Origin of the sequence: Ramlibacter humi (assembly GCF_004681975.1) — a bacterium.
GTDB lineage: Bacteria > Pseudomonadota > Gammaproteobacteria > Burkholderiales > Burkholderiaceae_C > Ramlibacter > Ramlibacter humi.
The window spans coordinates 278,395-297,640 of the sequence record NZ_SMLK01000001.1 but is presented as its reverse complement, the minus strand read 5'-3'; the positions used below and the strand labels follow the sequence as shown (position 1 = coordinate 297,640).

Genomic DNA, 19,246 nt, shown 5'->3' with positions numbered 1-19,246 from the left:
CTCAGTCCGCCTTCACGTTGGCGGTTTTCACCACTTGCGCCCAGCGGGTGACTTCCTCGTGGATGAAGCCCGCGAACTGCTGCTGCGCGAAGTTGGGGAACTCCGCGCCCTGCTGGGCCCAGATGGCCTTGAGCTCGTCGGTCTGGATGGCCTTGCGCACCTCTTCGGCCACGCGCGCCTGGATGTCGGCCGGCGTGTTCTTCGGCGCCCAGATGCCGTACCAGGTGGTCACCGTGTAGTCGGGCATGCCCACTTCGGAAGCGGCCGGCACGTCGGGGAACGCGGGGTTGCGCTTGTTGCCCGACACCATCAGCGCCTTGATGCGGCCGCCCTTGATGTGCGCGGCCGAGGAACCGAGCCCGTCGAACATCAGGTCGGCGCTGCCGGTGATGAGGTCCTGCAGCGCGGGGCCCGCGCCGCGGTACGGGATGTGGGTGATGAAAGTCCTGGTCTGGATCTTGAACAGCTCGCCCGCCAGGTGGTGCGAGGTGCCGTTGCCCGCCGATGCGTAGTTGTACTTGCCGGGATTGCGGCGCAGCAGATCGAGGAAGCCCTTGAAGTCGCTGGCCTCGATGCGCTTGGGATTGACCACCACCACCTGCGGCACGCGCGCCACCAGCGTGATGGGCACGAAGTCCTTCTCCAGGTCGTAGTCGAGCTTCGGGTAGATGGACGGCGCGATGGTGTGGTGCACCGCGCCCATGAACAGGCCGTAGCCGTCGGGCGGCATGCGCGAAGCCAGGCTGGCGCCCACCGTGCCGCCCGCGCCGCCCTTGTTGTCGATGACCAGCTGCTTGCCGGTCTGCTTGGCGAACTGCGCGGCCAGCGGGCGCGCGAACGCGTCCGTGCCGCCGCCCGCGGGGAACGGCACGACCATGGTGATGGGCTTGGAAGGCCAGCTTGCGGCGGCCTGCGCGAACACCGGCGAAGCGACCGCGGCGGCACCCGCCGCCCCCGCGGCGCGCAGCACGTCGCGCCGGCTGAAACCGAAATGCTTCATGGCTGTCTCCTTTTGTTGTCGGATGTCTTCGGACCGCTCAACCGTACAGGTCTTCGATGGCACCGGAAATCGGGATTTGTCCTTGCGCCAGCTGCGCCCGGTGGCGGTCCAGGCGCTTGATGTCGTACAGGTAGTTCACCATCAGGCCGAAAGACTGCTTCAGCCCCTTGGGCGAAGGGTCGGCGCCCCAATTGAGCTTCTCCACCCGCGCGCCGTTGCCCAGGTGGAAGCGGGCGACGGGGTCGATGGGGCGGCCGTTGTCCAGTTCCTGCCCCAGGTAGCGCGCGGCCCACGACAGCAACTGCACGCGATGCGGCGATTTCGGTCCCAGCGACAGCGGGTCGTCCAGCGCCGACATCAGCTCCGGCGGCGCGTGCTTCGCCATCCACGAGCGCAGCCCTGGGATGGGCGACAGCGTGGCAAACACTTTCAGTTTCGGCAGTTCGGACTTGAGCTGCTCCACCACGCGCTTGATCAGCGAGTCACCGAAGCTCACGCCCTTGAGCCCCGCCTGCGTGTTGCTGATGGAATAGAAGATGGCGGTGGCCGCGCGCGCCAGGTCGGCCGGCGGGCCCGTTTCGTCCAGCAATGGCGTGATGCTGCCGGCGATGCCGTCGGTGAACGCCACCTCCACGAAGATCAGCGGCTCGCCTTCCAATCGTGGATGGAAGAAGCCGTAGCAGCGGCGGTCGCTGTCCAGCCGGTTCTTCACATCGGCCCAGCTGCGGATGTCGTGCACCGCCTCGTACTTGATGAGCTTTTCCACCAGCGACGCGGGCGAGTCCCAGCTGATGCGGCGCAGCTCGAGGAAAGCGACGTCGAACCAGGTGGAGAAGAGGTGCTCCAGTTCCGCGTCCAGCGACAGCAGGCGCCGGTCGGACTTCAGGTGCGGCAGCAGCTCGGCGCGCAGGTCCACCAGGAAGCGCATGCCCTCCGGAAAGCCGGCGAAGCGCTGCAGCAGCCGCGCGCGCGGCGACACCAGCGCGCGGCGCAGCCGCACTTCGGCGTGCGCCTCTTCGGGCGTGCCGATGGCGGTTTCGTATTTTTCGCGCGCGGCCTTCACGTGCGAAGCGTCGGGCGCGAACTGCTCGCTCATCAGCAGCCAGGAATCGCGGCGTTCTTCGGGCGACGCCTTGGCGTAGCCCAGGGCGAACTCGTGCGCGCGGCGCGCGCCCTCCACTTCGCTCACGCGCGGATCGACCACCGCCTGCAGTTCGGCCAGCGTGCGGCGCAGCACGCGCGGCGACAGCGCTTCCTGGTTGCGGCGCAGCGTGGCCTTCAGCCTTTCACGGGTGGAACGCGGCGCGCGCTCTTCCACCGCCGCGGACGCCTCGACGGCGCGCGGCTCCGACGCGTTGCGCAGCATGGACACGCCGCGCGTGAGCCATTCGCCGGCGCTCATCCGGCCAGCCTCACGCGCCGGGCGCGCGCCAGTTCGCGCAGCGCACCGCGCTGGCGGGTCAGGTGGGTCTTCATCGCGGCCTCCGCCCCTTCGGGATCGCGTGCCTTCAGCGCCGCGAACACCGCCAGGTGCTCCGACAGGCTCTGCTCCAGCCGCCCCGGCGCATGCAGCTGCTGCAGCCGCGACAGCTTGACGATCTTGCGCAGGTCGGTGATCACCTGCGCCAGCCAGCGGTTGCCGGCCAGCGCGATGATGGCTTCATGGATGGCGAAGTTGGTCGCGTAGTAGTCGTTGACGCGCCGGGCCTTCGCGTGGCGGGCGAGCTTGTTATGCAGCTCCTCCAGCGCCTGGACGTCCGCGTCGGTCGCGTTCGAAGCCGCTTCGTACGCGCAGCGGCCTTCCAGCAGCGCGATGACGGGAAAGATCTCGTCCAGGTCCTGCTCGGTGACCTGGGCGACGAAGCAGCCGCGGCGCGGCTCGTGGCGCACCAGCCCTTCGGCGGTGAGCACCTTCAGCGCTTCGCGCAGCGGCGTGCGCGAAATCTCCAGCTCCTGCGCGATGCGCACCTCGTCGAGGAAGCTGCCGGGCGCCAGCTCACCGTCGAAGATGCGTTCGCGCAGGCGGTCGGCGACCTCCTGGTGCAGCGAGCTGTGGACGACGCGCATGCCGTAATTACGTGTAATGACAGGAAATCATGCGCCTGATCTGCCGGCTTGTGCAAGCCCCGGCGGGAAAATCACCAGCGCGCCACGTCGCGGCGGCCGATGCGCGGCAGCAGCATGCCGGCCTTGCGGCGGTAGGCCAGGTACTGCTCGCCGAAGTGCGCGACGAGGTCGCGCTCCTCGAACCAGATGCCCAACAGGATGTACGCGGTGCACGCCGCCGCGAACAGCAGGTGGCCGGCCGTCATGACCGGCGCGGCCCAGAACGCCATGACGAAGCCCAGGTAGATCGGGTGGCGCACGTACGCGTACAGGCCGGGCGTGCGGAACTCGCCGTCCGCTTCCGGCCAGCGGAACAGCGGCGCGGTCGACTGCCGCAGGCCGAAGAGCTCGAAGTGGTCGAGAAGGAAGGTGGCGATCAGCAGCACCGCCCAGCCGGCGACGAACGCGGAGTCCAGGAAGGGACGCGCCAATGTGCCCGACAAGTCCCAGACCACGCTCGGCAGCGGACGCCATTGCCACATCAGCAGCGCCAGGGCCGCGGCGGCCGCCAGCACGTACGTGCTGCGCTCGAGCGCGGCCGGCACGACCCTCGCCCACGCGCGCTTGAACGCCGGGCGGGCCATCACGCTGTGCTGCAGGGCGAACACGCCGAGCAGCAGCAGGTCGGTCAGCACGGCCTCACCGGGTGGCACGGCCACGCCGCTGTCCAGCGTTTTCAGCCCGGGAATGGGCAGGCCGCCGACGAAGCCGACGGCGTAGACGACGGTGGCGCAGGAGAAGGCGTAGGCCGCCACTCCGTAGGCAGCGTAGAGCAGGTTGCGCATGGAAGGCCTCCTTGAAGGAAGTGAGCGGCCGATTGCACCGCGGACCGGCCTTTCGATCTTTGCCCGGATGTTTTCGTTCTTGCTCGCGCGTACTGCCCCGCGCCGCGCACAGCTCAGGCCGAAGCCGGCAGTGGGCGGCGCTGCGCCCGGAAGTACAGGACGATGCCGAACACGATCATCGGCACGCACAGCCACTGGCCCATCGACAGGCCGGTCTGCGCCTTCAGCCAGAGCAGGTGCGCGTCGGGCTCGCGGAAGAACTCGGCCGCGAAGCGGAACACGCCGTAGCCGAAAAGGAACACGGCCGAGACACTGGCTTCGCGCCGCGGCTTGCGCGCGTACAGCCAGAGCAGCACGAACAGCAGCAGGCCTTCCAGCAGGAACTGGTAGACCTGCGAGGGGTGGCGCGGCTGCATGCTGCCGCTTTGCGGGAACACCATCGCCCACGGCAACGAGGGATCGGCGAAACGGCCCCACAGTTCGCCGTTGATGAAGTTGCCGACCCGGCCCGCGGCCAGGCCGGTGGGCACGCAGGGCGCGACGAAGTCCATCACCTGCCAGAACGGCTTGGCGCGCGTGCGCGCGAACCACCACTGCGACGCGATGACACCCAGCATGCCGCCGTGGAAGCTCATGCCGCCCTGCCACAGGTAGAAGATCTCCAGCGGGTGCGTGAGGTACCAGCCCGGCTTGTAGAACAGGCAGTAGCCCAGGCGGCCGCCCGCGATGACGCCGACGATGCCGAAGAACAGCATGTCTTCCACGTCGCGCCGGGTCCACGCCCCCGGCCCCTGCACGGAAGCGAAGGGCTCGTGGCTGAGGCGCCGCACGGCCAGCAGGTAGAACAGGCCGAACGCGGCCAGGTAGGTCAGCCCGTACCAGTGCACGGCCAACGGGCCGATGTGGATGGCGATCGGGTCGATCTTCGGGTAAATGAGCATGCGCGCGATTGTGCCCGCGCCTCGCCTGCTAGGCGGCCTGCCGCCGCGCGAACGCGACGAAACGCGACAGCACGGGCGAAGGCGAGTCGCGCCAGGCCAGCGTGGTTTCGCAGCGAGGCACCCGCGCGGCCTGCGCGCCGCCGAAAGTGCGGTACACGACGCCGGGGCGCTGGAACTGCCGCACGCTGTCCGGCACCCACGCGACACCCAGGCCCGCCGACACCAGGTTGACGATGGTCTGCATCTGGATCGCCTCCTGCGCCACGCGCGGCTCGCGCCCCGCCGCGTGGTAGAGCGCGAACACCGCGTCGTGCAGCGAAGGCAGGATGCGCCGCGGGAACATCACCAGCGGCTCGGCCAGGACCTTGGGGAACGCCAGCGTGCGCGCGGTGGCCAGCGGGTGCGACTCGGGCACCGCGAGCACCAGCGGTTCCTGCGCGACGAGCAGGTGCGCCAGCCCTTCGGGCGCGAAACCCGGCGAGTGCAGCAGGAAGCCGGCGTCGATCTCGCCGCGTTCCAGCGCGGGCAGTTGCACGTCGCCCGTCGCTTCCAGCAGGTCCAGGGTCGCGCCCGGATGCTCCGCGCGGAAGACGCGCACCCACTCGGGCAGCAGCGTGAACCCCGCCGTGGAGACGAAAGCCAGGCGCAGGTGACCGGCCTCCCCTGCCGCCGCCGCGCGGGCCTGCGCGGGCAAGGCGCGGGCGCGGGCGAGCAGCGCCTGCGCTTCCGGCAGCAGCGCCGCGCCGGCTTCGGTGAGCTGCACGCTGCGCTTGGTGCGGTCGAACAGGCGCACGCCCAGCAGCTTCTCCAGCTGCGCGATGGCCTGCGTCAGCGGTGGCTGCGTCATGTGCAGCCGCGCCGCGGCGCGCCCGAAGTGCAGCGTCTCGGCGACGGCGGCGAACTGGCGCCACAGGCGCAGCTCCACCAGCGGGGATTCGGCTTTCATACGTGGTGCATATTACTGCCGGGTTGGAAATGGATTGGAAGGAATCAACGGCGGGCCGCATACTGCGGCCCTTTGCGAAACCGCCCGTTCGGGCTGAGCCTGTCGAAGCCTGGCCGTGCACCGGCCCTTCGACAAGCTCAGGGCGAACGAAGCTCAGGAGACACCCATGGCCACCGAACAACCGATCAAGCTGCACCTGCGCAGCGACAACATCACCCAGGGCAAGGCGCGCGCGCCCAACCGCTCCATGTACTACGGCATGGGCTACAAGGAAGGCGACTTCGGCAAGCCCATGGTGGGCGTGGCCAACGGCCACAGCACCATCACGCCCTGCAACAGCGGCCTGCAGAAGCTGGCCGACGCGGCCGTCAAGGGCATCGAGGAAGCCGGCGGCAATCCGCAGATCTTCGGCACGCCCACCATCAGCGACGGCATGGCCATGGGCACCGAAGGCATGAAGTACTCGCTGGTCAGCCGCGAAGTCATCGCCGACTGCATCGAGACCTGCGTGCAGGGCCAGTGGATGGACGGCGTGGTCGTCGTCGGCGGTTGCGACAAGAACATGCCCGGCGGCCTGATGGGCATGCTGCGCGCCAACGTGCCCGCCATCTACGTGTACGGCGGCACCATCCTGCCGGGCAAGTGGAAGGGCCAGGACCTGAACATCGTCAGCGTGTTCGAAGCCGTGGGCCAGAACGCGGCCGGCAAGATCAGCGACCAGGAGTTGAAGGACATCGAGCAGCACGCCATTCCCGGCACCGGCTCGTGCGGCGGCATGTACACCGCCAACACCATGAGCTCCGCGTTCGAGGCACTGGGCATCTCGCTGCCGTACTCGTCGACGATGGCGAACCCGCACGACGAGAAGATGAACTCGGCCAAGGAATCGGCCAAGGTGCTGCTGGAGGCCATCAAGAAGGACCTGAAGCCGCGCGACATCGTCACCAAGAAGGCCATCGAGAACGCGGTGGCGGTGATCATGGCCACCGGCGGTTCGACCAACGCGGTGCTGCACTTCCTGGCCATCGCGCACGCCGCGGGCGTGGAGTGGACCATCGACGACTTCGAGCGCATCCGCAAGAAGACGCCGGTGATCTGCGACCTGAAGCCTTCGGGCAAATACCTGGCGGTGGACCTGCACAACGCGGGCGGCATCCCGCAGGTGATGAAGGTGCTGCTGAACGCCGGGCTGCTGCACGGCGACTGCGTCACCATCACCGGCAAGACCATCGCCGAGACGCTGGCCGGCGTGCCCGACCAGCCGCGCGCCGACCAGGACGTGATCCGCACTATCGACAAGCCGATGTACGAGCAGGGCCACCTGGCCATCCTGAAGGGCAACCTGTCGCCCGAAGGCTCGGTGGCCAAGATCACCGGCCTGAAGAACCCGGTGATCACCGGTCCGGCGCGCGTGTTCGACGACGAGCAGTCGGCGCTGCAGGCCATCCTGGACGGCAGGATCAAGGCGGGCGACGTGATGGTGCTGCGCTACCTGGGCCCCAAGGGCGGCCCGGGCATGCCCGAGATGCTGGCGCCCACCGGCGCGCTGATCGGCGCGGGGCTGGGCGAGAGCGTCGGCCTGATCACCGACGGCCGCTTCTCCGGCGGCACCTGGGGCATGGTGGTGGGCCACGTGGCGCCGGAAGCGGCGGCGGGCGGCAACATCGCGCTGGTGAAGGAAGGCGACTCCATCACCATCGACGCGCACCAGCTGGTGCTGCAGCTGAACGTGAAGGACGACGAACTGGCCCAGCGCCGCGCCGCTTGGAAGGCGCCGGCGCCGCGTTACACGCGTGGCGTGCAGGCGAAGTTCGCGTTCAATGCGGCGAGCGCCTCGAAAGGCGCCGTGCTGGACAACTTCAGCTGATCACGCATCGCTGAAAACCGTCATCCCCGCGGAGGCGGGGATCCATGGCTTCCAGAGCAGTCCGCGAATGCGGACGCCACGGATTCCCACGTACGCTCCGCTCCTCACGCGGGAATGACGCCGGATTTATTTCCGCTTTGGCGCGAGCCCGATGTTCTCGCGGTTCTTGTCGATGCGCGCCCGGCGCTTGGCGGCTTCGCGGTCCATGGCCTTCTTCTTGGTGTAGCCCGACCAGTCGGCCCACGCCCACCAGGCCACGGCCAGGCCGAAGGGCGCCAGGACGACGTACCACGACCAGCTGGCCGGCGGGCCGATCTCCAGGTATTTCAGCGCCAGCAGGATGATTCCCAGGCCCAGGAACAGCATCGGTCGTTTCTCCGCAAAAACCCGATCAGGGGATTTACCCAAGGTTCACGGCACGGGGAACCGGGGCCGTCAACCGGGATCACTACAATCTCGTTCAAGGATCGTAACCCAACCACAGAGGATTCCTCCATGAAACGTGCCCTGCTTGCCTTCGCTGTTCTCGCTTCGGCCCTGACCGTTGCGGGTCCGGCACTGGCCGACCAGGCGCTGGCCCAGGCCAAGAACTGCATGTCGTGCCACGCCGTCGACAAGAAGCTCGTCGGCCCGGCCTTCAAGGAGATCGCCGCCAAGTACGCCGGCCAGAAGGACGCGACGGACAAGCTGGCCGCCAAGATCCAGAAGGGCGGCTCGGGCGTCTGGGGCCCGGTGCCCATGCCCGCCAATACGCAGGTCAACGAAGCCGAAGCGAAGAACCTGGCCGCCTGGGTGCTGAGCCTGAAGTAGCCGGCGCTTCGCGCACAAAGAAAAAGGCCCGCTGTCGCGGGCCTTTTTCTTTGGTGGCATCCACCTTTGTCATCCCGGCGCACGCCGGAATCCACCCTCCGCCCTTCATCCACCCGCCGATGGTGGATGCCGGGTCAAGCCCGGCATGACAGGGGCAGGTCAGTTCTTCTCCGCCAACTGCTCCAGGATCGCCGGATTCTCCAGCGTCGAAGTGTCCTGCGTGATCGCCTCGCCCTTGGCGATGCTGCGCAGCAGGCGGCGCATGATCTTGCCGCTGCGGGTCTTGGGCAGGTTGTCGCCGAAGCGGATGTCCTTGGGCTTGGCGATGGGGCCGATCTCCTTGGCCACCCAGTTGCGCAGTTCGTTGGCGATGGCCTTGGCTTCCTCGCCGGCCGGCCGCGCGCGCTTGAGCACCACGAAAGCGCAGATCGCTTCGCCGGTCACGTCGTCCGGGCGACCCACCACCGCGGCTTCGGCCACCATGTCGGTCTTCGCGACCAGGGCCGACTCGATCTCCATCGTGCCCAGGCGGTGGCCCGACACGTTCAGCACGTCGTCGATGCGCCCCGTGATACGGAAGTACGCGGTTTTCGCGTCGCGCACCGCGCCGTCGCCGGCCAGGTACAGCTTGCCGCCCATCTCCTCCGGGAAGTAGCTCTTCTTGAAGCGTTCCGGATCACCCCAGATCGTCCGGATCATCGAAGGCCACGGCCGCTTGATCACCAGCATGCCGCCCGCCCCGTTCGGGATGTCCTTGCCCGTCTCGTCGACGATGGCGGCCATGATGCCCGGCAGCGGCAGCGTGCACGAGCCCGGCACCAGCGGCGTGGCGCCCGGCAGCGGCGTGATGACGTGGCCGCCGGTCTCGGTCTGCCAGAACGTGTCCATGATGGGGCAGCGCTCGCCGCCCACGTGCCGGTAGTACCACATCCAGGCTTCGGGGTTGATCGGCTCGCCGACGCTGCCCAGGATGCGCAGAGACGACAGGTTCCAGTTTTTCGGGTGCACCTTCTCGTCGGTTTCCGCGGCCTTGATCAGCGAGCGGATGGCCGTGGGCGCCGTGTAGAACACCGTGACCTTGTGCTTCTCGATCATCTGCCAGAAGCGGCCCGCGTTCGGGTACGTCGGGATGCCTTCGAAGATGACCTGCGTGGCGCCGGCCGCCAGCGGACCATAGGCGACGTACGTGTGGCCCGTGATCCAGCCGATGTCGGCGGTACACCAGAACAGGTCGTCCGGGCGGATGTCGAACGTCCAGTCCATCGTGAGCTTGGCCCACAGCAGGTAGCCGCCGGTGGAGTGCTGCACCCCCTTGGGCTTGCCGGTGGAACCGGACGTGTACAGGATGAACAGCGGGTGCTCCGCGCCGACGCTGACCGGCGCGCACTCGGTGGACTGGCCCTTGAGGACCTCGTCGAACGTCTTGTCGCGCCCCGCCACCATGTTGCAGGCGGTGGGCGTGCGCATGTAGACGAACACCGTCTTCATCGTGTCACAGCCGCCCATCGCGATGCCTTCGTCGACGATGGCCTTCAGCGGCAGTTCCTTGCCGCCGCGCATCTGGTAGTTGGCCGTGATCACCGCCACCGCGCCGGCGTCGATGATGCGTTCGTTCAGCGCCTTGGCCGAGAAGCCGCCGAACACCACGCTGTGCGTCGCGCCGATGCGCGCGCAGGCCTGCATGGCGACCACGCCGTCGATGGTCATCGGCATGTAGACGATGACGCGGTCGCCCTTGCGGATGCCCTGCGCCTTCAGCGCGTTGGCGAACTGGCCGACGCGCGCCAGCAGTTCCTTGTAGGTGACCTTGGCGACCGTGCCGTCGTCGGCCTCGAACACGATGGCCGTCTTGTTCTCCACCGGCGTGCCGATGTGCCTGTCCAGGCAGTTGGCGCTGGCGTTGAGCTCGCCGTCCTCGAACCACTTGTAGAACGGCGCCTTCGACTCGTCGAGCACCTTGGTGAACGGCCTGGTCCACTTCACGTTCTCGCGGGCGAGGCGGGCCCAGAAGCCCTCGAAGTCTTGCTCCGCTTCCTTGCACAGCGCTTCGTACGCGGGCATGCCCGAAATGCGCGCGCCGCGCACGGCGGCATCGGACGGGGGGAAGACCCGGTTCTCGACCAGGACGGACTCGATGGCGCTCATGCTTGTCTCCGGGGTGGTTTTGGCGATCGCGGCGAACTGTCGGGTGAGGCTCTTACACCCCCCTGACTGGCATGGAGCTTACAAAATTACCCCGAAACGGCGCCGGCTGCCACGGGGTTGCCATGGGGCGCTCCCTACAATCCCGCGCCACGGAGCCAACGCCGTGCAAGAGAAGAAAGAATGCAAGACCCCAATCCCCTCCAGAGCCGCGGTTCGCCGCTGCGCCCCCTCCCCGGCCTGATCTTCGCCAGCCGCTGGCTGCAGCTGCCGCTGTACCTCGGTCTCATCGCCGCCCAGGCGGTGTACGTGGTGCACTTCCTGATCGAACTGTGGCACCTGATCGAGGCCGCGGCCGGCAGCGGAACCGCGCTGCAGGCGCTGGTCACCAGCATCGGCTACAAGGCCAGCGCGCCCATCGGCTCGCTGAACGAAACCGTGATCATGCTGGTGGTGCTGGCGCTGATCGACGTGGTGATGATCTCCAACCTGCTCATCATGGTGATCGTCGGCGGCTACGAGACTTTCGTCAGCCGCATGAACCTGGAAGGCCACCCCGACCAGCCCGAATGGCTGAGCCACGTGAACGCGTCGGTGCTGAAGGTGAAGCTGGCGACGGCCATCATCGGCATCAGCTCCATCCACCTGCTCAAGACCTTCATCAACGCGGACAACTACTCCGACCGCGTGCTGATCGCGCAGACGGCCATCCACATCGCCTTCCTGCTGTCGGCGATGGCCATCGCGTTCACCGACCGCATCATGGCGGGCGTGGCCGCCCCGGACGGCCGCGGCCACTGACAGGCCGCGCGGCGGTCAGCCGGCCGCCGCCCGCGCGGTTCACGGCCGCGGTGCCTACGCCGCGTAGTCTTCGGTATCCACCTCGGCACGCGCCTGCGCGCCATACCGGTGACCGCTCACGGTCTGCTGGTTGACGTGCGCTTCCAGCCGTTGCAGCAGCGACGCGTCCAGCTTCACGTCCGCCGCGCCCAGGTCCTCGCGCAGGTGCTCCACGCTGGTGGTGCCCGGGATGGGGATGATGTTCCCGTCCTTGTGCAGCAGCCACGCGATGGCCAGCTGCGCGGGCGTGCACCCGGCTTCCTTGGCCAGCTGCCTGTAGCCAGGCAGCAGCGCCAGGTTGCGCGCGTGGTGACCGGGTTCGAAGCGCGGCATCGAGCGGCGGATGTCCTTCGCGTCGAAGGCCATCACGTCGTGCACCGCGTCGCACAGGAAGCCGCGAGCCACCGGGCTGAACGCGACGAACGTGGTGCCCAGCTCGCGGCACGCCTCCAGCACCGCGATCTCGGGGTTGCGGGTCCACAGCGAGTACTCGGTCTGCAGCGCGCCGATGGGATGCACGGCGTGCGCCTTGCGCAGGGTGGCTGCCGACACTTCGGACAAGCCGAGCGCGCGCACCTTGCCCTGCTCCACCAGCCGGCTCATCGCGCCGACGCTTTCCTCGATGGGCACCTTCTTGTCCCAGCGGTGCAGGTAGTAGAGGTCGATGACGTCGGTCTGCAGGCGGCGCAGGCTGTCCTCGCAGTTCTTGCGGATGGCCTCGGGCCGGCCATCGATCACGCGCCGCACGACGCCGTCGTCGCCGGTCACGCCGGCCATGCCGCCCTTGCTGGCGAGCGTGAACCTGCCGCGATGCGCCTTGAGCACCCGGCCCACCAGCGTCTCGTTCGCGCCGAAGCCGTACAGCGAGGCCGTGTCGAACAGCGTGACGCCCGCGTCCAAAGCCGACAGCAGCACGCGCTCGCCCTGCTCGGCCGATGGCGGCGTGCCGTACGCATGGCTGAGGTTCATGCAGCCCAGGCCGATGGCCGAGACGGTGAAGGGTCCGAAGCGTCGTTGTTGCATCGGCGCAAGCTTAGCGTGCGGCGGCGCACCGATCCGCGAGGACCCTTGGCCGCGCCGGCGTGAACCAGTTCACCGGCAGCGCATCAAGTGCCGCCTGCTGAGCCACCCGGCGTCGAAGGCTTGCGACCATTGCGGCCCTCGCGTTTTTCCGCCCTCGCTGAACCATGCACTCCGCCACTGCAATCACGACCGCACCGCCGTTCCAGCCGGAGATGACGGACTTCTTCGCGTCCACCGTCGACATCCTCATGTCGCTGGACCCGCGCGGCAACATTCGCTACGTCAACCCTTCCTACGAACGGGTCACCGGGCACACGCCGGCCGAGGTGGCGGGGAACTCGTGCCTTTCGTACGTGGCGGAGCCCGACGTCCGCAGGACGATCGCGATCATCGCCCAGGGCGTCGAAAACGATGGATTCGAGAACCTCGTGCGGGCCAAGGACGGAAGCTTCCGCGTCGTCTCGTGGCGCGGCAAGCCGGCGAGTGACGGCAACCTCTGCGCGATCGGCCGCGACGTCACGTCCCAGCGCGCCGCCGACGACCGCCGGCTGGCCGGCCACCGGCTGGACGCGGTCATGCAACTGACCGGCGGCATCGCGCACGACTTCAAGAACATCCTGGCGAGCATGCTGGGGTACCTGGAGATCGGCATGCGCGTCACCGCGGAAGAGCGGACCCGGACCATTTTCAAGAAGGCGCTCGATTGCGGCCGGACGGGGACCAAGCTGGTCGAGCAGATGCTGGCCGCCGCCCGGCAGCAGCAGCTCAAGGTCGAAAAGGTGGAGCTGGGCGGCCTGCTGCTGCGCATGTCCGAGGCCCTCGGCTCAGCGGTCCGGCCCCTGGCACGGGTGAGCTACGAGCTGGATCCGCTGCCGATGTTCGTCGAGATCGACGCGGCGCAGATGCAGGTCGCCATCACCAACCTCTGCCTCAATTCGATGGAAGCCTTCCAGGGCAAGGGCGGCCACATCGCCCTGGCGACCTCGCCCATGCAGGTGGAGGCCGGGGCGACCGGCCGCTACGCCGGACTGCAACCCGGCCGTTACGCGCACCTTTGCGTGCAGGACGATGGCCCCGGCATGCCGGAAGCGGCCGTGGCCCGGTGCTTCGAGCCGTTCTACACGACGCGCGGCGTGACGCACGGCCGCGGGCTGGGCTTGCCGTTCGTGCACGGCGTTGTGGCCCAGTGCGGCGGCACGACCTGGATCGACAGCCTGCCCGGGCAAGGCACGGCCGTCCACATCCTGCTGCCGCTCAAGGACTGACAGCGTCGCCCGGCGCGGCGCGAAGCGCGCGAACACGCCGTTCAGTCAGCGCGTGCCAGGCCGGGCTGCCGCTGGCGGCAACCAGGTCGCGGCCAGCGGCGTCCCAGTGCGGGTCGCGCGGGTCCAGGCCAAGTTCACGGATGAAGTCCTCACCGACGAGCATGAACTGGCGCCGGTAGGGCAGCAGGTAAGCGCGCCTGCCGCGCGCCAGGGCTGCCCGGGCCTGCCCGAGGTCCGCGAACCACTCGTTGAGCATCGACGTCGTGCGCGGCGAATGCCAGAAGGTGCCGAAATCGTCGCCGGGCGCGGCCAGGCCTTCGAGCACGTGGCGCGCGTGCTCCCAGTCCGCGAAGCCCACCTCGCGCGCCACCTCGTGCAGGCGGTCGCGCAGGCGGCTCTCCAGGCCTTCGCGCCGCGCGGCATTCAGCCGCACGCGGGCGCGAACCTTCAGTTCCTCGATCGCGGCGCTCACGGCGTGCGCAGCGCCGGGCTGGACGACATGCGGGCCAGCACTTCGGCGGCAGTCGGCAAAGCGGGATCGGATCCCAGCGCGACGTCACAGAGATGCGCGGCCGTTTCGCGCGCCTCGCGGGCCAGCCGGCGGCCGCCGGGACGCAGCACGACACGCATGCCACCAGCGCCGCGCTCGCGCGCCAGCCAGCCGGTTTTCTCCAGCGGCGGCAGGCGGCGCAGCAGCGCCGAGGCTTGCAGGCCAAGCAGGCGGCCGAGGTCGCGCAACGGCAGGCCGCCGGGGTGGCCATCCAGGCTGGAGAGCAGCACGAACTCGTCCCAGCCCAGGCCGTGCAGAAAGCCCAGCTCCTCGTCGAGCTTGAGGCGCAGGGCAGCGCCGGCGCGGTGCAGGCCCAGGCAGAAGTCGAGGGGGCTCATGCCTGCAGCTCCGCCCGCCACAATTCCAGCAACGCCGCCAGTTCGGCATCGTGATCGAAAGTTGGATCGGAACGCTCGCGCACCATTTCCAGCACGTCGATGCGCACGCCCTGCTCGCCCAGGCGGTCCCACGCGCCCTGGAGCGCGCGGTCGCGGTGGGTGCGCTGGCGCAGTTCGAAATTCACGCGGTTGATCGCACCCGGCACGTTGCGGCTGGCGGCGACCTGCGTGGCGCCGGTCTCGAGGTTGCGGATGGCGTACACGCCCATCGGCGGGAACGCGTCGCGCGCGGCACGCGAGAGTTCGCGGCGGCGGGCGGAGGTGTCGGCGGGAGAAGCCATGACAGGAGTCCTTTTCGCAATTGGCCCTTCCCCGCGAAGTGGGCCGACGAAACAGGATGGACTGTCAGGTCTGCAAGACGTGTGACGAGGGTGAGAGCCTCTTGTGCGGGAAGGCGCCCCTCAGCGCCTCGAGCTGGATTTTACCTGCGCTCCGCACCTCGCCCTTTCCCCCGACGGGTCGCCCTCTCACCCGCGTCATCCCAGCGGAGGCGGGAATGACGCCAGCGCGACAGCGCTCAAACATCGCCGGAGAATGAGCCCAGGCCGGGCACCGCCTGGCGCGCCGCGCGGACTACCGGTACCTCGCGACGAGCCGGACGGCTTATGCCAGCTGCTTCTCCAGCTGGTCGAGCACCTCATAACAAGGCAGCACCTGCGCCACGCTCGCATTCGGCTCCCGCCCTTCGCGAATCGCCGCGACGAACTCGCGGTCCTGCAGTTCGATGCCATTCATCGACACGTCCACCTTGGACACGTCGATCTTCTCGTCCTTGCCGTTCACCAGGTCGTCGTAGCGCGCGATGTAGGTCGCGGTGTCGCCGATGTAGCGGAAGAACGTGCCCAGAGGGCCGTCGTTGTTGAACGAGAGCGACAGCGTGCAGATGGCGCCGTCCTCGGCCTTCAGCTGGATGCTCATGTCCATCGCGATGCCCAGCGCCGGATGGATCGGCCCCTGCACCGCGTTGGCCTTCACCACGCGCTTGCCGGTCTGGTACTGGAACAGGTCCACCGTGTGCGCGGCGTGGTGCCACAGCAGGTGGTCGGTCCAGCTGCGCGGCTGGCCCAGCGCGTTCATGTTGGTGCGGCGGAAGAAATAAGTCTGCACGTCCATCTGCTGGATGCGGAACTCGCCGGCCAGGACCTTCTTGTGCACGTACTGGTGGCTGGGGTTGAAGCGGCGCGTGTGGCCGCACATGGCCACCAGTCCCGTCTCCCTCTGCTTCTTCACCACCGCGATGCCGTCGGCCAGGTTGTCGCACAGCGGGATCTCCGCCTGCACGTGCTTGCCGGCCGACAGGCAGGCCAGCGACTGCGAAGCGTGCATCTGCGTGGGCGTGCACAGGATCACCGCGTCGACGTCGTCTCGCTTCAGCGTTTCGTCCAGGTCGGTGGTGACGTGGCCGATGCCGTACCTGGCGGCGACTTCCCTCGTCTTGTCCAGCTCGCGGCCGATGACGGACGTGACCTGCACGCCATCGATCAGCTTCAGCGCGTCCAGATGCTTCTGGCCGAAGGCGCCGGCGCCGGCCAGCGCGATGCGCAGCGGTTTGCTCATGGGGGTTCTCCTGGTTCGCCCGCGATTGTGCGGGCGCGCCGTACCCCAACGGAACCCGGCGGCGGGGCTAACAGCTAGAACAAGGGCTTATAGCCCGCACCACTGCGCGATGCGGTGCATGGTGTCGGCCCACAGCGCCCAGACGGCAACGACCACCAGGATGGCGCCTGCAACGCGCGTGCCGCCGGCCTGCCGCCAACGGTTGCCCTGCCCGCTCAGCCAATGGAAGAGCCGCGGCGCCAGCCACAGGCCCAGGCCGCTGCCGGCCGCGAACAACGCCATCGACAACGCACCACCGCGCGAGTCACCCGCGAGCGAAGCCACCAGCAAGGCCGAGTACAGCAGCCCGCACGGCATGAAAGTCCACAGTGCACCCGCGCCGAATGCACCGCCGCGCGCGCCCGCCCAGGGCCGCACGCGGCCCCACACCGAACGCCCGAAGCCGTCCAGCCACACCGGCTGCCGCGCCATCACCAGCAGGCTGAGCCCCCAGCCCAGCACCACGACATGCATCAGCGCCCACGCCGGCTTCAGCACGGCCGTGTGCTGCACCAGCCAGGCCAGCGCCTGCGCCGCGCTCGCCACCACCGCGCCCGCGGCCGAGTAGCCAAGGAGCCGCCCGACCTGGAACTGCATCGCTCGCCTGGCGGCAGACCCGTGCCCCGCGTGCGCGATACCCACGCACGCCGCGCCGCACATGGCCGCGCAATGCGGCCCGCCGGCCAGGCCCATCAGGAAAGCGGTGGCCGCCAGCGTCGGCGTCATGGCTTCACAGGATGCGCGAGAAGCGCGTGCGCTGCCGGTCGGCCTGCAGGTAGCGGTCGAACACCATGCCGATGGCGCGCACCACGTACCAGCCGGCGGCGGTCACCTGGATGCCGCTGTCGTCCACGCGCACCAGCCCGTCGCCGGCCATCTGTTCCAGTCGCGCGAGTTCCGAAGCGAAGTAGCTGCGGAAGTCCAGCAGCCACGCTTCCTCCACCGCTTCGAACAGCACCTGCCCCTGGCACATCAGGCTCATGATCACCGCGCGCCGCACCAGGTCGTCGCGGTCCATCGACAGGCCGCGCACCACGGGCAGCTGCCCCAGGCGCAGCCGGTCCTCGTACTCGTCCATGGTCTTGGCGTTCTGCGCATAGGCCGCGCCGATGCGGCTGATGGCCGACACGCCCAGCCCGATCAGGTCGCAATCCGGCTGCGTGCTGTAGCCCTGGAAATTGCGGTGCAGGCGGCCCTGCCGCTTGGCCACGGCCAGCGCGTCGTCCGGCAGCGCGAAGTGGTCCATGCCCACGTACACGTAGCCCGCGTCGCCCAACGCATCGATGGCGCCGGCCAGCATCGCCAGCTTGTCGCCGCCCGCGGGCAGTTCCGCCGGCACGATGCGCCGCTGCGGCTTGAAGCGCTCGGGCAGGTGCGCGTAACCGTACAGCGCGATGCGGTCGGGCCGCAGGTCGCGAACCTGCGCGATGGTGCGCGCGAACGAAGCGGGCGTCTGCAGCGGCAGGCCGTAGATGAGGTCCACGTTGAGCGACTCGAAGCCCAGCTCGCGCGCATCGGCCACCAGTGCGGCGACTTGCCCGTAAGGCTGCACGCGGTGCACCGCGGCCTGCACGCGTGCGTCGAAATCCTGAACGCCGAAGCTCAGGCGGTTGAAGCCCAGACGCGCCAAGTGCGCCAGGCGCTCGCGCGTGACGGTGCGCGGGTCGACTTCAACGGAGTACTCGCCGCCCGGTACCGGCGCGAAGTGCCGGCCCAGCATGGCCATCAGCGACGACAGTTCTTCGTCCGACAGGAAGGTCGGCGTGCCGCCGCCCAGGTGCAGCTGGCTCACGGCTTGGCGGGGACCGGCCAGGCTGGCGGTCAGGGCCGCTTCGCGCTCCAGCAGTTCCAGGTAGGGCCGCGCGCGCTCGTACCGCTTGGTGATGATCTTGTTGCAGGCGCAGTAGTAGCAGACCGATTCGCAGAACGGCACGTGCACGTACAGCGACAGCGGCCGCGCGGCGCTGTCCGCGCGCTGGCGCAAAACGCGCTCGTGGTCTTCGGGGCCGTAGGCCTCGACGAAGCGGTCGGCGGTGGGGTACGAGGTGTAGCGCGGGCCGCTCACGTCGAAGCGGCGCAGCAGGTCGGCAGGCAGGACGGCGGTGTTCACTTCGCCACTCTGCGCCGGGGACGCCCCGGCCGCGTTGACGGGCGTCAAGGAAAGGACGCCGCTCACTGCAGGCGGCCCTCGAAAGTGCGCGTCAGCGCTTCCAGGTCCAGGATGCGGATGTGGCGCTTGTCCACTTCCAGCAACCGCTGCTGCACGAAGGCCGAGAACGTGCGGCTCACCGTCTCCAGCTTCATGCCCAGGTAGCTGCCGATCTCGGCGCGCGACATGCGCAGGTGGAACTCGGTGGCCGACCAGCCGCGCGCCTTCATGCGCTGCGACACGTTCAGCAGAAAGGCCGCCAGCCGCTCTTCCGCGTTCATGCTGCCCAGCAGCATCATGAGGCTGTGCTCGCGCACGATCTCGCGGCTCATCAGGCGGCCCACGGCGCGCTGTAGCTCGCCGCTGTCGGCGGACAGCTCCATCAGGTGGTCATACGGGATGGCGCAGATCTCCGCGTCTTCCAGCGCCACGGCCGTGCTGGGGTGGCGGCCCTGCGCCAGCCCGTCCAGGCCCATCAGCTCGCCGGCCATGGCGAAGCCGGTGACCTGCTCGCGGCCGTCGGTGGCGCCCAGCGTGGACTTGAAGGTGCCGCTGCGCACGGCGTAGATCGCTTGGAACGATTCGCCCGCGCGGTACAGCGGTTGGCCGGCCTTCACGCGACGGCGGCCGAAGTGCAGGCCGTCCAGGCGCTCCACGGTCGGCGCGCTCATGCCGCAGGGCAGGCACAGGTCCTTCAGGTGGCAGCTGGAGCAGACCGTCGTCAGCGCGGGCGGCGCTTCGGCGCGCTGGCGCGAGCGCGACACGAACTGGATGGGGACGCTGCTGGTTTCGGCGAAGGCGGGTTGGGACATGGCGGTCTCTCTCGGG

At 68.8% G+C, this 19,246-nt stretch carries 20 protein-coding genes; 4 read left to right on the top strand and 16 right to left on the bottom strand.

Annotated features, from left to right (window positions below; translation table 11 throughout):
* Window position 1 precedes the first annotated feature (1 nt).
* From EZ216_RS01460 to EZ216_RS01435, 6 genes are all read right to left on the bottom strand, one after another.
* The gene (locus tag EZ216_RS01460) at window positions 2–1,000 is read right to left on the bottom strand and encodes a Bug family tripartite tricarboxylate transporter substrate binding protein (protein WP_135247797.1); all 999 of its coding nucleotides are present in this window, start codon (window positions 998–1,000) and stop codon (window positions 2–4) included.
* 37 nt (window positions 1,001–1,037) lie between these two features.
* On the bottom strand, window positions 1,038–2,402 hold the full coding sequence (locus EZ216_RS01455) for a malonyl-CoA decarboxylase (RefSeq protein WP_135247796.1): 1,365 nt from the start codon (window positions 2,400–2,402) through the stop codon (window positions 1,038–1,040).
* Window positions 2,399–3,067 (bottom strand): GntR family transcriptional regulator, encoded by a 669-nt coding sequence (locus EZ216_RS01450; protein ID WP_135247795.1) that lies wholly within the window; start codon window positions 3,065–3,067, stop codon window positions 2,399–2,401. Before EZ216_RS01450 ends, EZ216_RS01455 begins: the two co-directional genes overlap by 4 nt.
* Window positions 3,068–3,138: 71 nt before the next feature.
* On the bottom strand, window positions 3,139–3,891 hold the full coding sequence (gene mddA, locus EZ216_RS01445; protein ID WP_135247794.1) for a methanethiol S-methyltransferase: 753 nt from the start codon (window positions 3,889–3,891) through the stop codon (window positions 3,139–3,141).
* A gap of 113 nt (window positions 3,892–4,004) precedes the next feature.
* Window positions 4,005–4,832 carry a prolipoprotein diacylglyceryl transferase gene (gene lgt / locus EZ216_RS01440; protein WP_135247793.1) on the bottom strand — a complete coding sequence of 276 codons (828 nt, stop codon included), beginning with the start codon at window positions 4,830–4,832 and terminating at the stop codon, window positions 4,005–4,007.
* A gap of 28 nt (window positions 4,833–4,860) precedes the next feature.
* The gene (locus EZ216_RS01435; RefSeq protein ID WP_135247792.1) at window positions 4,861–5,778 is read right to left on the bottom strand and encodes a LysR family transcriptional regulator; all 918 of its coding nucleotides are present in this window, start codon (window positions 5,776–5,778) and stop codon (window positions 4,861–4,863) included.
* Between the two features lie 166 nt (window positions 5,779–5,944).
* Between EZ216_RS01435 and ilvD the strand changes: the two genes are divergently transcribed.
* Complete coding sequence (gene ilvD / locus EZ216_RS01430) at window positions 5,945–7,645, top strand: dihydroxy-acid dehydratase (protein WP_135247791.1); 1,701 nt, start codon at window positions 5,945–5,947, stop codon at window positions 7,643–7,645.
* 126 nt (window positions 7,646–7,771) lie between these two features.
* Here the strand turns inward: ilvD and EZ216_RS01425 are convergent, their stop codons facing one another.
* Window positions 7,772–8,011, bottom strand: coding sequence for a TIGR04438 family Trp-rich protein (locus EZ216_RS01425; RefSeq protein ID WP_135247790.1), 240 nt, complete (start codon window positions 8,009–8,011; stop codon window positions 7,772–7,774).
* Between the two features lie 129 nt (window positions 8,012–8,140).
* Between EZ216_RS01425 and EZ216_RS01420 the strand changes: the two genes are divergently transcribed.
* Entirely contained in the window at window positions 8,141–8,455 is a 315-nt protein-coding gene (locus EZ216_RS01420; RefSeq protein ID WP_135247789.1) for a c-type cytochrome, read from the top strand.
* Window positions 8,456–8,614: 159 nt separating this feature from the next.
* On the opposite strand, the gene acs is transcribed toward EZ216_RS01420, so the two are convergent.
* Complete coding sequence (acs, locus tag EZ216_RS01415) at window positions 8,615–10,600, bottom strand: acetate--CoA ligase (RefSeq protein WP_135247788.1); 1,986 nt, start codon at window positions 10,598–10,600, stop codon at window positions 8,615–8,617.
* Window positions 10,601–10,780: 180 nt separating this feature from the next.
* On the opposite strand from acs, the gene EZ216_RS01410 reads away from it, so the two are divergent.
* The gene (locus tag EZ216_RS01410; protein ID WP_135247787.1) at window positions 10,781–11,398 is read left to right on the top strand and encodes a YqhA family protein; all 618 of its coding nucleotides are present in this window, start codon (window positions 10,781–10,783) and stop codon (window positions 11,396–11,398) included.
* Window positions 11,399–11,452: 54 nt separating this feature from the next.
* On the opposite strand, the gene EZ216_RS01405 is transcribed toward EZ216_RS01410, so the two are convergent.
* On the bottom strand, window positions 11,453–12,460 hold the full coding sequence (locus EZ216_RS01405; protein ID WP_135247786.1) for an aldo/keto reductase: 1,008 nt from the start codon (window positions 12,458–12,460) through the stop codon (window positions 11,453–11,455).
* 164 nt (window positions 12,461–12,624) lie between these two features.
* Between EZ216_RS01405 and EZ216_RS01400 the strand changes: the two genes are divergently transcribed.
* Window positions 12,625–13,725, top strand: a complete 1,101-nt coding sequence (locus EZ216_RS01400) for a two-component system sensor histidine kinase NtrB (protein ID WP_135247785.1) — start codon at window positions 12,625–12,627, stop codon at window positions 13,723–13,725.
* Here the strand turns inward: EZ216_RS01400 and EZ216_RS01395 are convergent.
* The 7 genes from EZ216_RS01395 to EZ216_RS01365 all read right to left on the bottom strand — a co-directional run bounded on the left by EZ216_RS01395 (window position 13,715) and on the right by EZ216_RS01365 (window position 19,230).
* Window positions 13,715–14,197 (bottom strand): hypothetical protein, encoded by a 483-nt coding sequence (locus EZ216_RS01395; protein ID WP_135247784.1) that lies wholly within the window; start codon window positions 14,195–14,197, stop codon window positions 13,715–13,717. The two genes, EZ216_RS01400 and EZ216_RS01395, sit on opposite strands and share 11 nt — an antisense overlap.
* Entirely contained in the window at window positions 14,194–14,613 is a 420-nt protein-coding gene (locus tag EZ216_RS01390) for a MarR family transcriptional regulator (RefSeq protein WP_135247783.1), read from the bottom strand. The genes EZ216_RS01395 and EZ216_RS01390 overlap by 4 nt, the downstream gene beginning before the upstream one ends.
* Entirely contained in the window at window positions 14,610–14,954 is a 345-nt protein-coding gene (locus EZ216_RS01385; protein ID WP_135247782.1) for a GIY-YIG nuclease family protein, read from the bottom strand. Before EZ216_RS01385 ends, EZ216_RS01390 begins: the two co-directional genes overlap by 4 nt.
* A gap of 322 nt (window positions 14,955–15,276) precedes the next feature.
* Entirely contained in the window at window positions 15,277–16,230 is a 954-nt protein-coding gene (locus tag EZ216_RS01380) for a Gfo/Idh/MocA family oxidoreductase (RefSeq protein ID WP_135247781.1), read from the bottom strand.
* Window positions 16,231–16,317: 87 nt separating this feature from the next.
* Entirely contained in the window at window positions 16,318–16,995 is a 678-nt protein-coding gene (locus EZ216_RS01375) for a sulfite exporter TauE/SafE family protein (protein ID WP_135247780.1), read from the bottom strand.
* A gap of 4 nt (window positions 16,996–16,999) precedes the next feature.
* Window positions 17,000–18,379, bottom strand: coding sequence for an oxygen-independent coproporphyrinogen III oxidase (gene hemN / locus EZ216_RS01370; RefSeq protein ID WP_239024246.1), 1,380 nt, complete (start codon window positions 18,377–18,379; stop codon window positions 17,000–17,002).
* A gap of 62 nt (window positions 18,380–18,441) precedes the next feature.
* Window positions 18,442–19,230 (bottom strand): helix-turn-helix domain-containing protein, encoded by a 789-nt coding sequence (locus EZ216_RS01365; protein ID WP_135247779.1) that lies wholly within the window; start codon window positions 19,228–19,230, stop codon window positions 18,442–18,444.
* Between the last annotated feature and the right edge of the window lie 16 nt (window positions 19,231–19,246).

Coding starts and splice junctions, on each gene's coding strand:
- EZ216_RS01460 (WP_135247797.1), bottom strand. CDS start 1,000: ATGAAGCATTTCGGTTTCAGCCGGCGCGACGTGCTGCGCGCCGCGGGG.
- EZ216_RS01455 (WP_135247796.1), bottom strand. CDS start 2,402: ATGAGCGCCGGCGAATGGCTCACGCGCGGCGTGTCCATGCTGCGCAAC.
- EZ216_RS01450 (WP_135247795.1), bottom strand. CDS start 3,067: ATGCGCGTCGTCCACAGCTCGCTGCACCAGGAGGTCGCCGACCGCCTG.
- mddA (WP_135247794.1), bottom strand. CDS start 3,891: ATGCGCAACCTGCTCTACGCTGCCTACGGAGTGGCGGCCTACGCCTTC.
- lgt (WP_135247793.1), bottom strand. CDS start 4,832: ATGCTCATTTACCCGAAGATCGACCCGATCGCCATCCACATCGGCCCG.
- EZ216_RS01435 (WP_135247792.1), bottom strand. CDS start 5,778: ATGAAAGCCGAATCCCCGCTGGTGGAGCTGCGCCTGTGGCGCCAGTTC.
- ilvD (WP_135247791.1), top strand. CDS start 5,945: ATGGCCACCGAACAACCGATCAAGCTGCACCTGCGCAGCGACAACATC.
- EZ216_RS01425 (WP_135247790.1), bottom strand. CDS start 8,011: ATGCTGTTCCTGGGCCTGGGAATCATCCTGCTGGCGCTGAAATACCTG.
- EZ216_RS01420 (WP_135247789.1), top strand. CDS start 8,141: ATGAAACGTGCCCTGCTTGCCTTCGCTGTTCTCGCTTCGGCCCTGACC.
- acs (WP_135247788.1), bottom strand. CDS start 10,600: ATGAGCGCCATCGAGTCCGTCCTGGTCGAGAACCGGGTCTTCCCCCCG.
- EZ216_RS01410 (WP_135247787.1), top strand. CDS start 10,781: ATGCAAGACCCCAATCCCCTCCAGAGCCGCGGTTCGCCGCTGCGCCCC.
- EZ216_RS01405 (WP_135247786.1), bottom strand. CDS start 12,460: ATGCAACAACGACGCTTCGGACCCTTCACCGTCTCGGCCATCGGCCTG.
- EZ216_RS01400 (WP_135247785.1), top strand. CDS start 12,625: ATGCACTCCGCCACTGCAATCACGACCGCACCGCCGTTCCAGCCGGAG.
- EZ216_RS01390 (WP_135247783.1), bottom strand. CDS start 14,613: ATGAGCCCCCTCGACTTCTGCCTGGGCCTGCACCGCGCCGGCGCTGCC.
- EZ216_RS01385 (WP_135247782.1), bottom strand. CDS start 14,954: ATGGCTTCTCCCGCCGACACCTCCGCCCGCCGCCGCGAACTCTCGCGT.
- EZ216_RS01380 (WP_135247781.1), bottom strand. CDS start 16,230: ATGAGCAAACCGCTGCGCATCGCGCTGGCCGGCGCCGGCGCCTTCGGC.
- EZ216_RS01375 (WP_135247780.1), bottom strand. CDS start 16,995: ATGACGCCGACGCTGGCGGCCACCGCTTTCCTGATGGGCCTGGCCGGC.
- EZ216_RS01365 (WP_135247779.1), bottom strand. CDS start 19,230: ATGTCCCAACCCGCCTTCGCCGAAACCAGCAGCGTCCCCATCCAGTTC.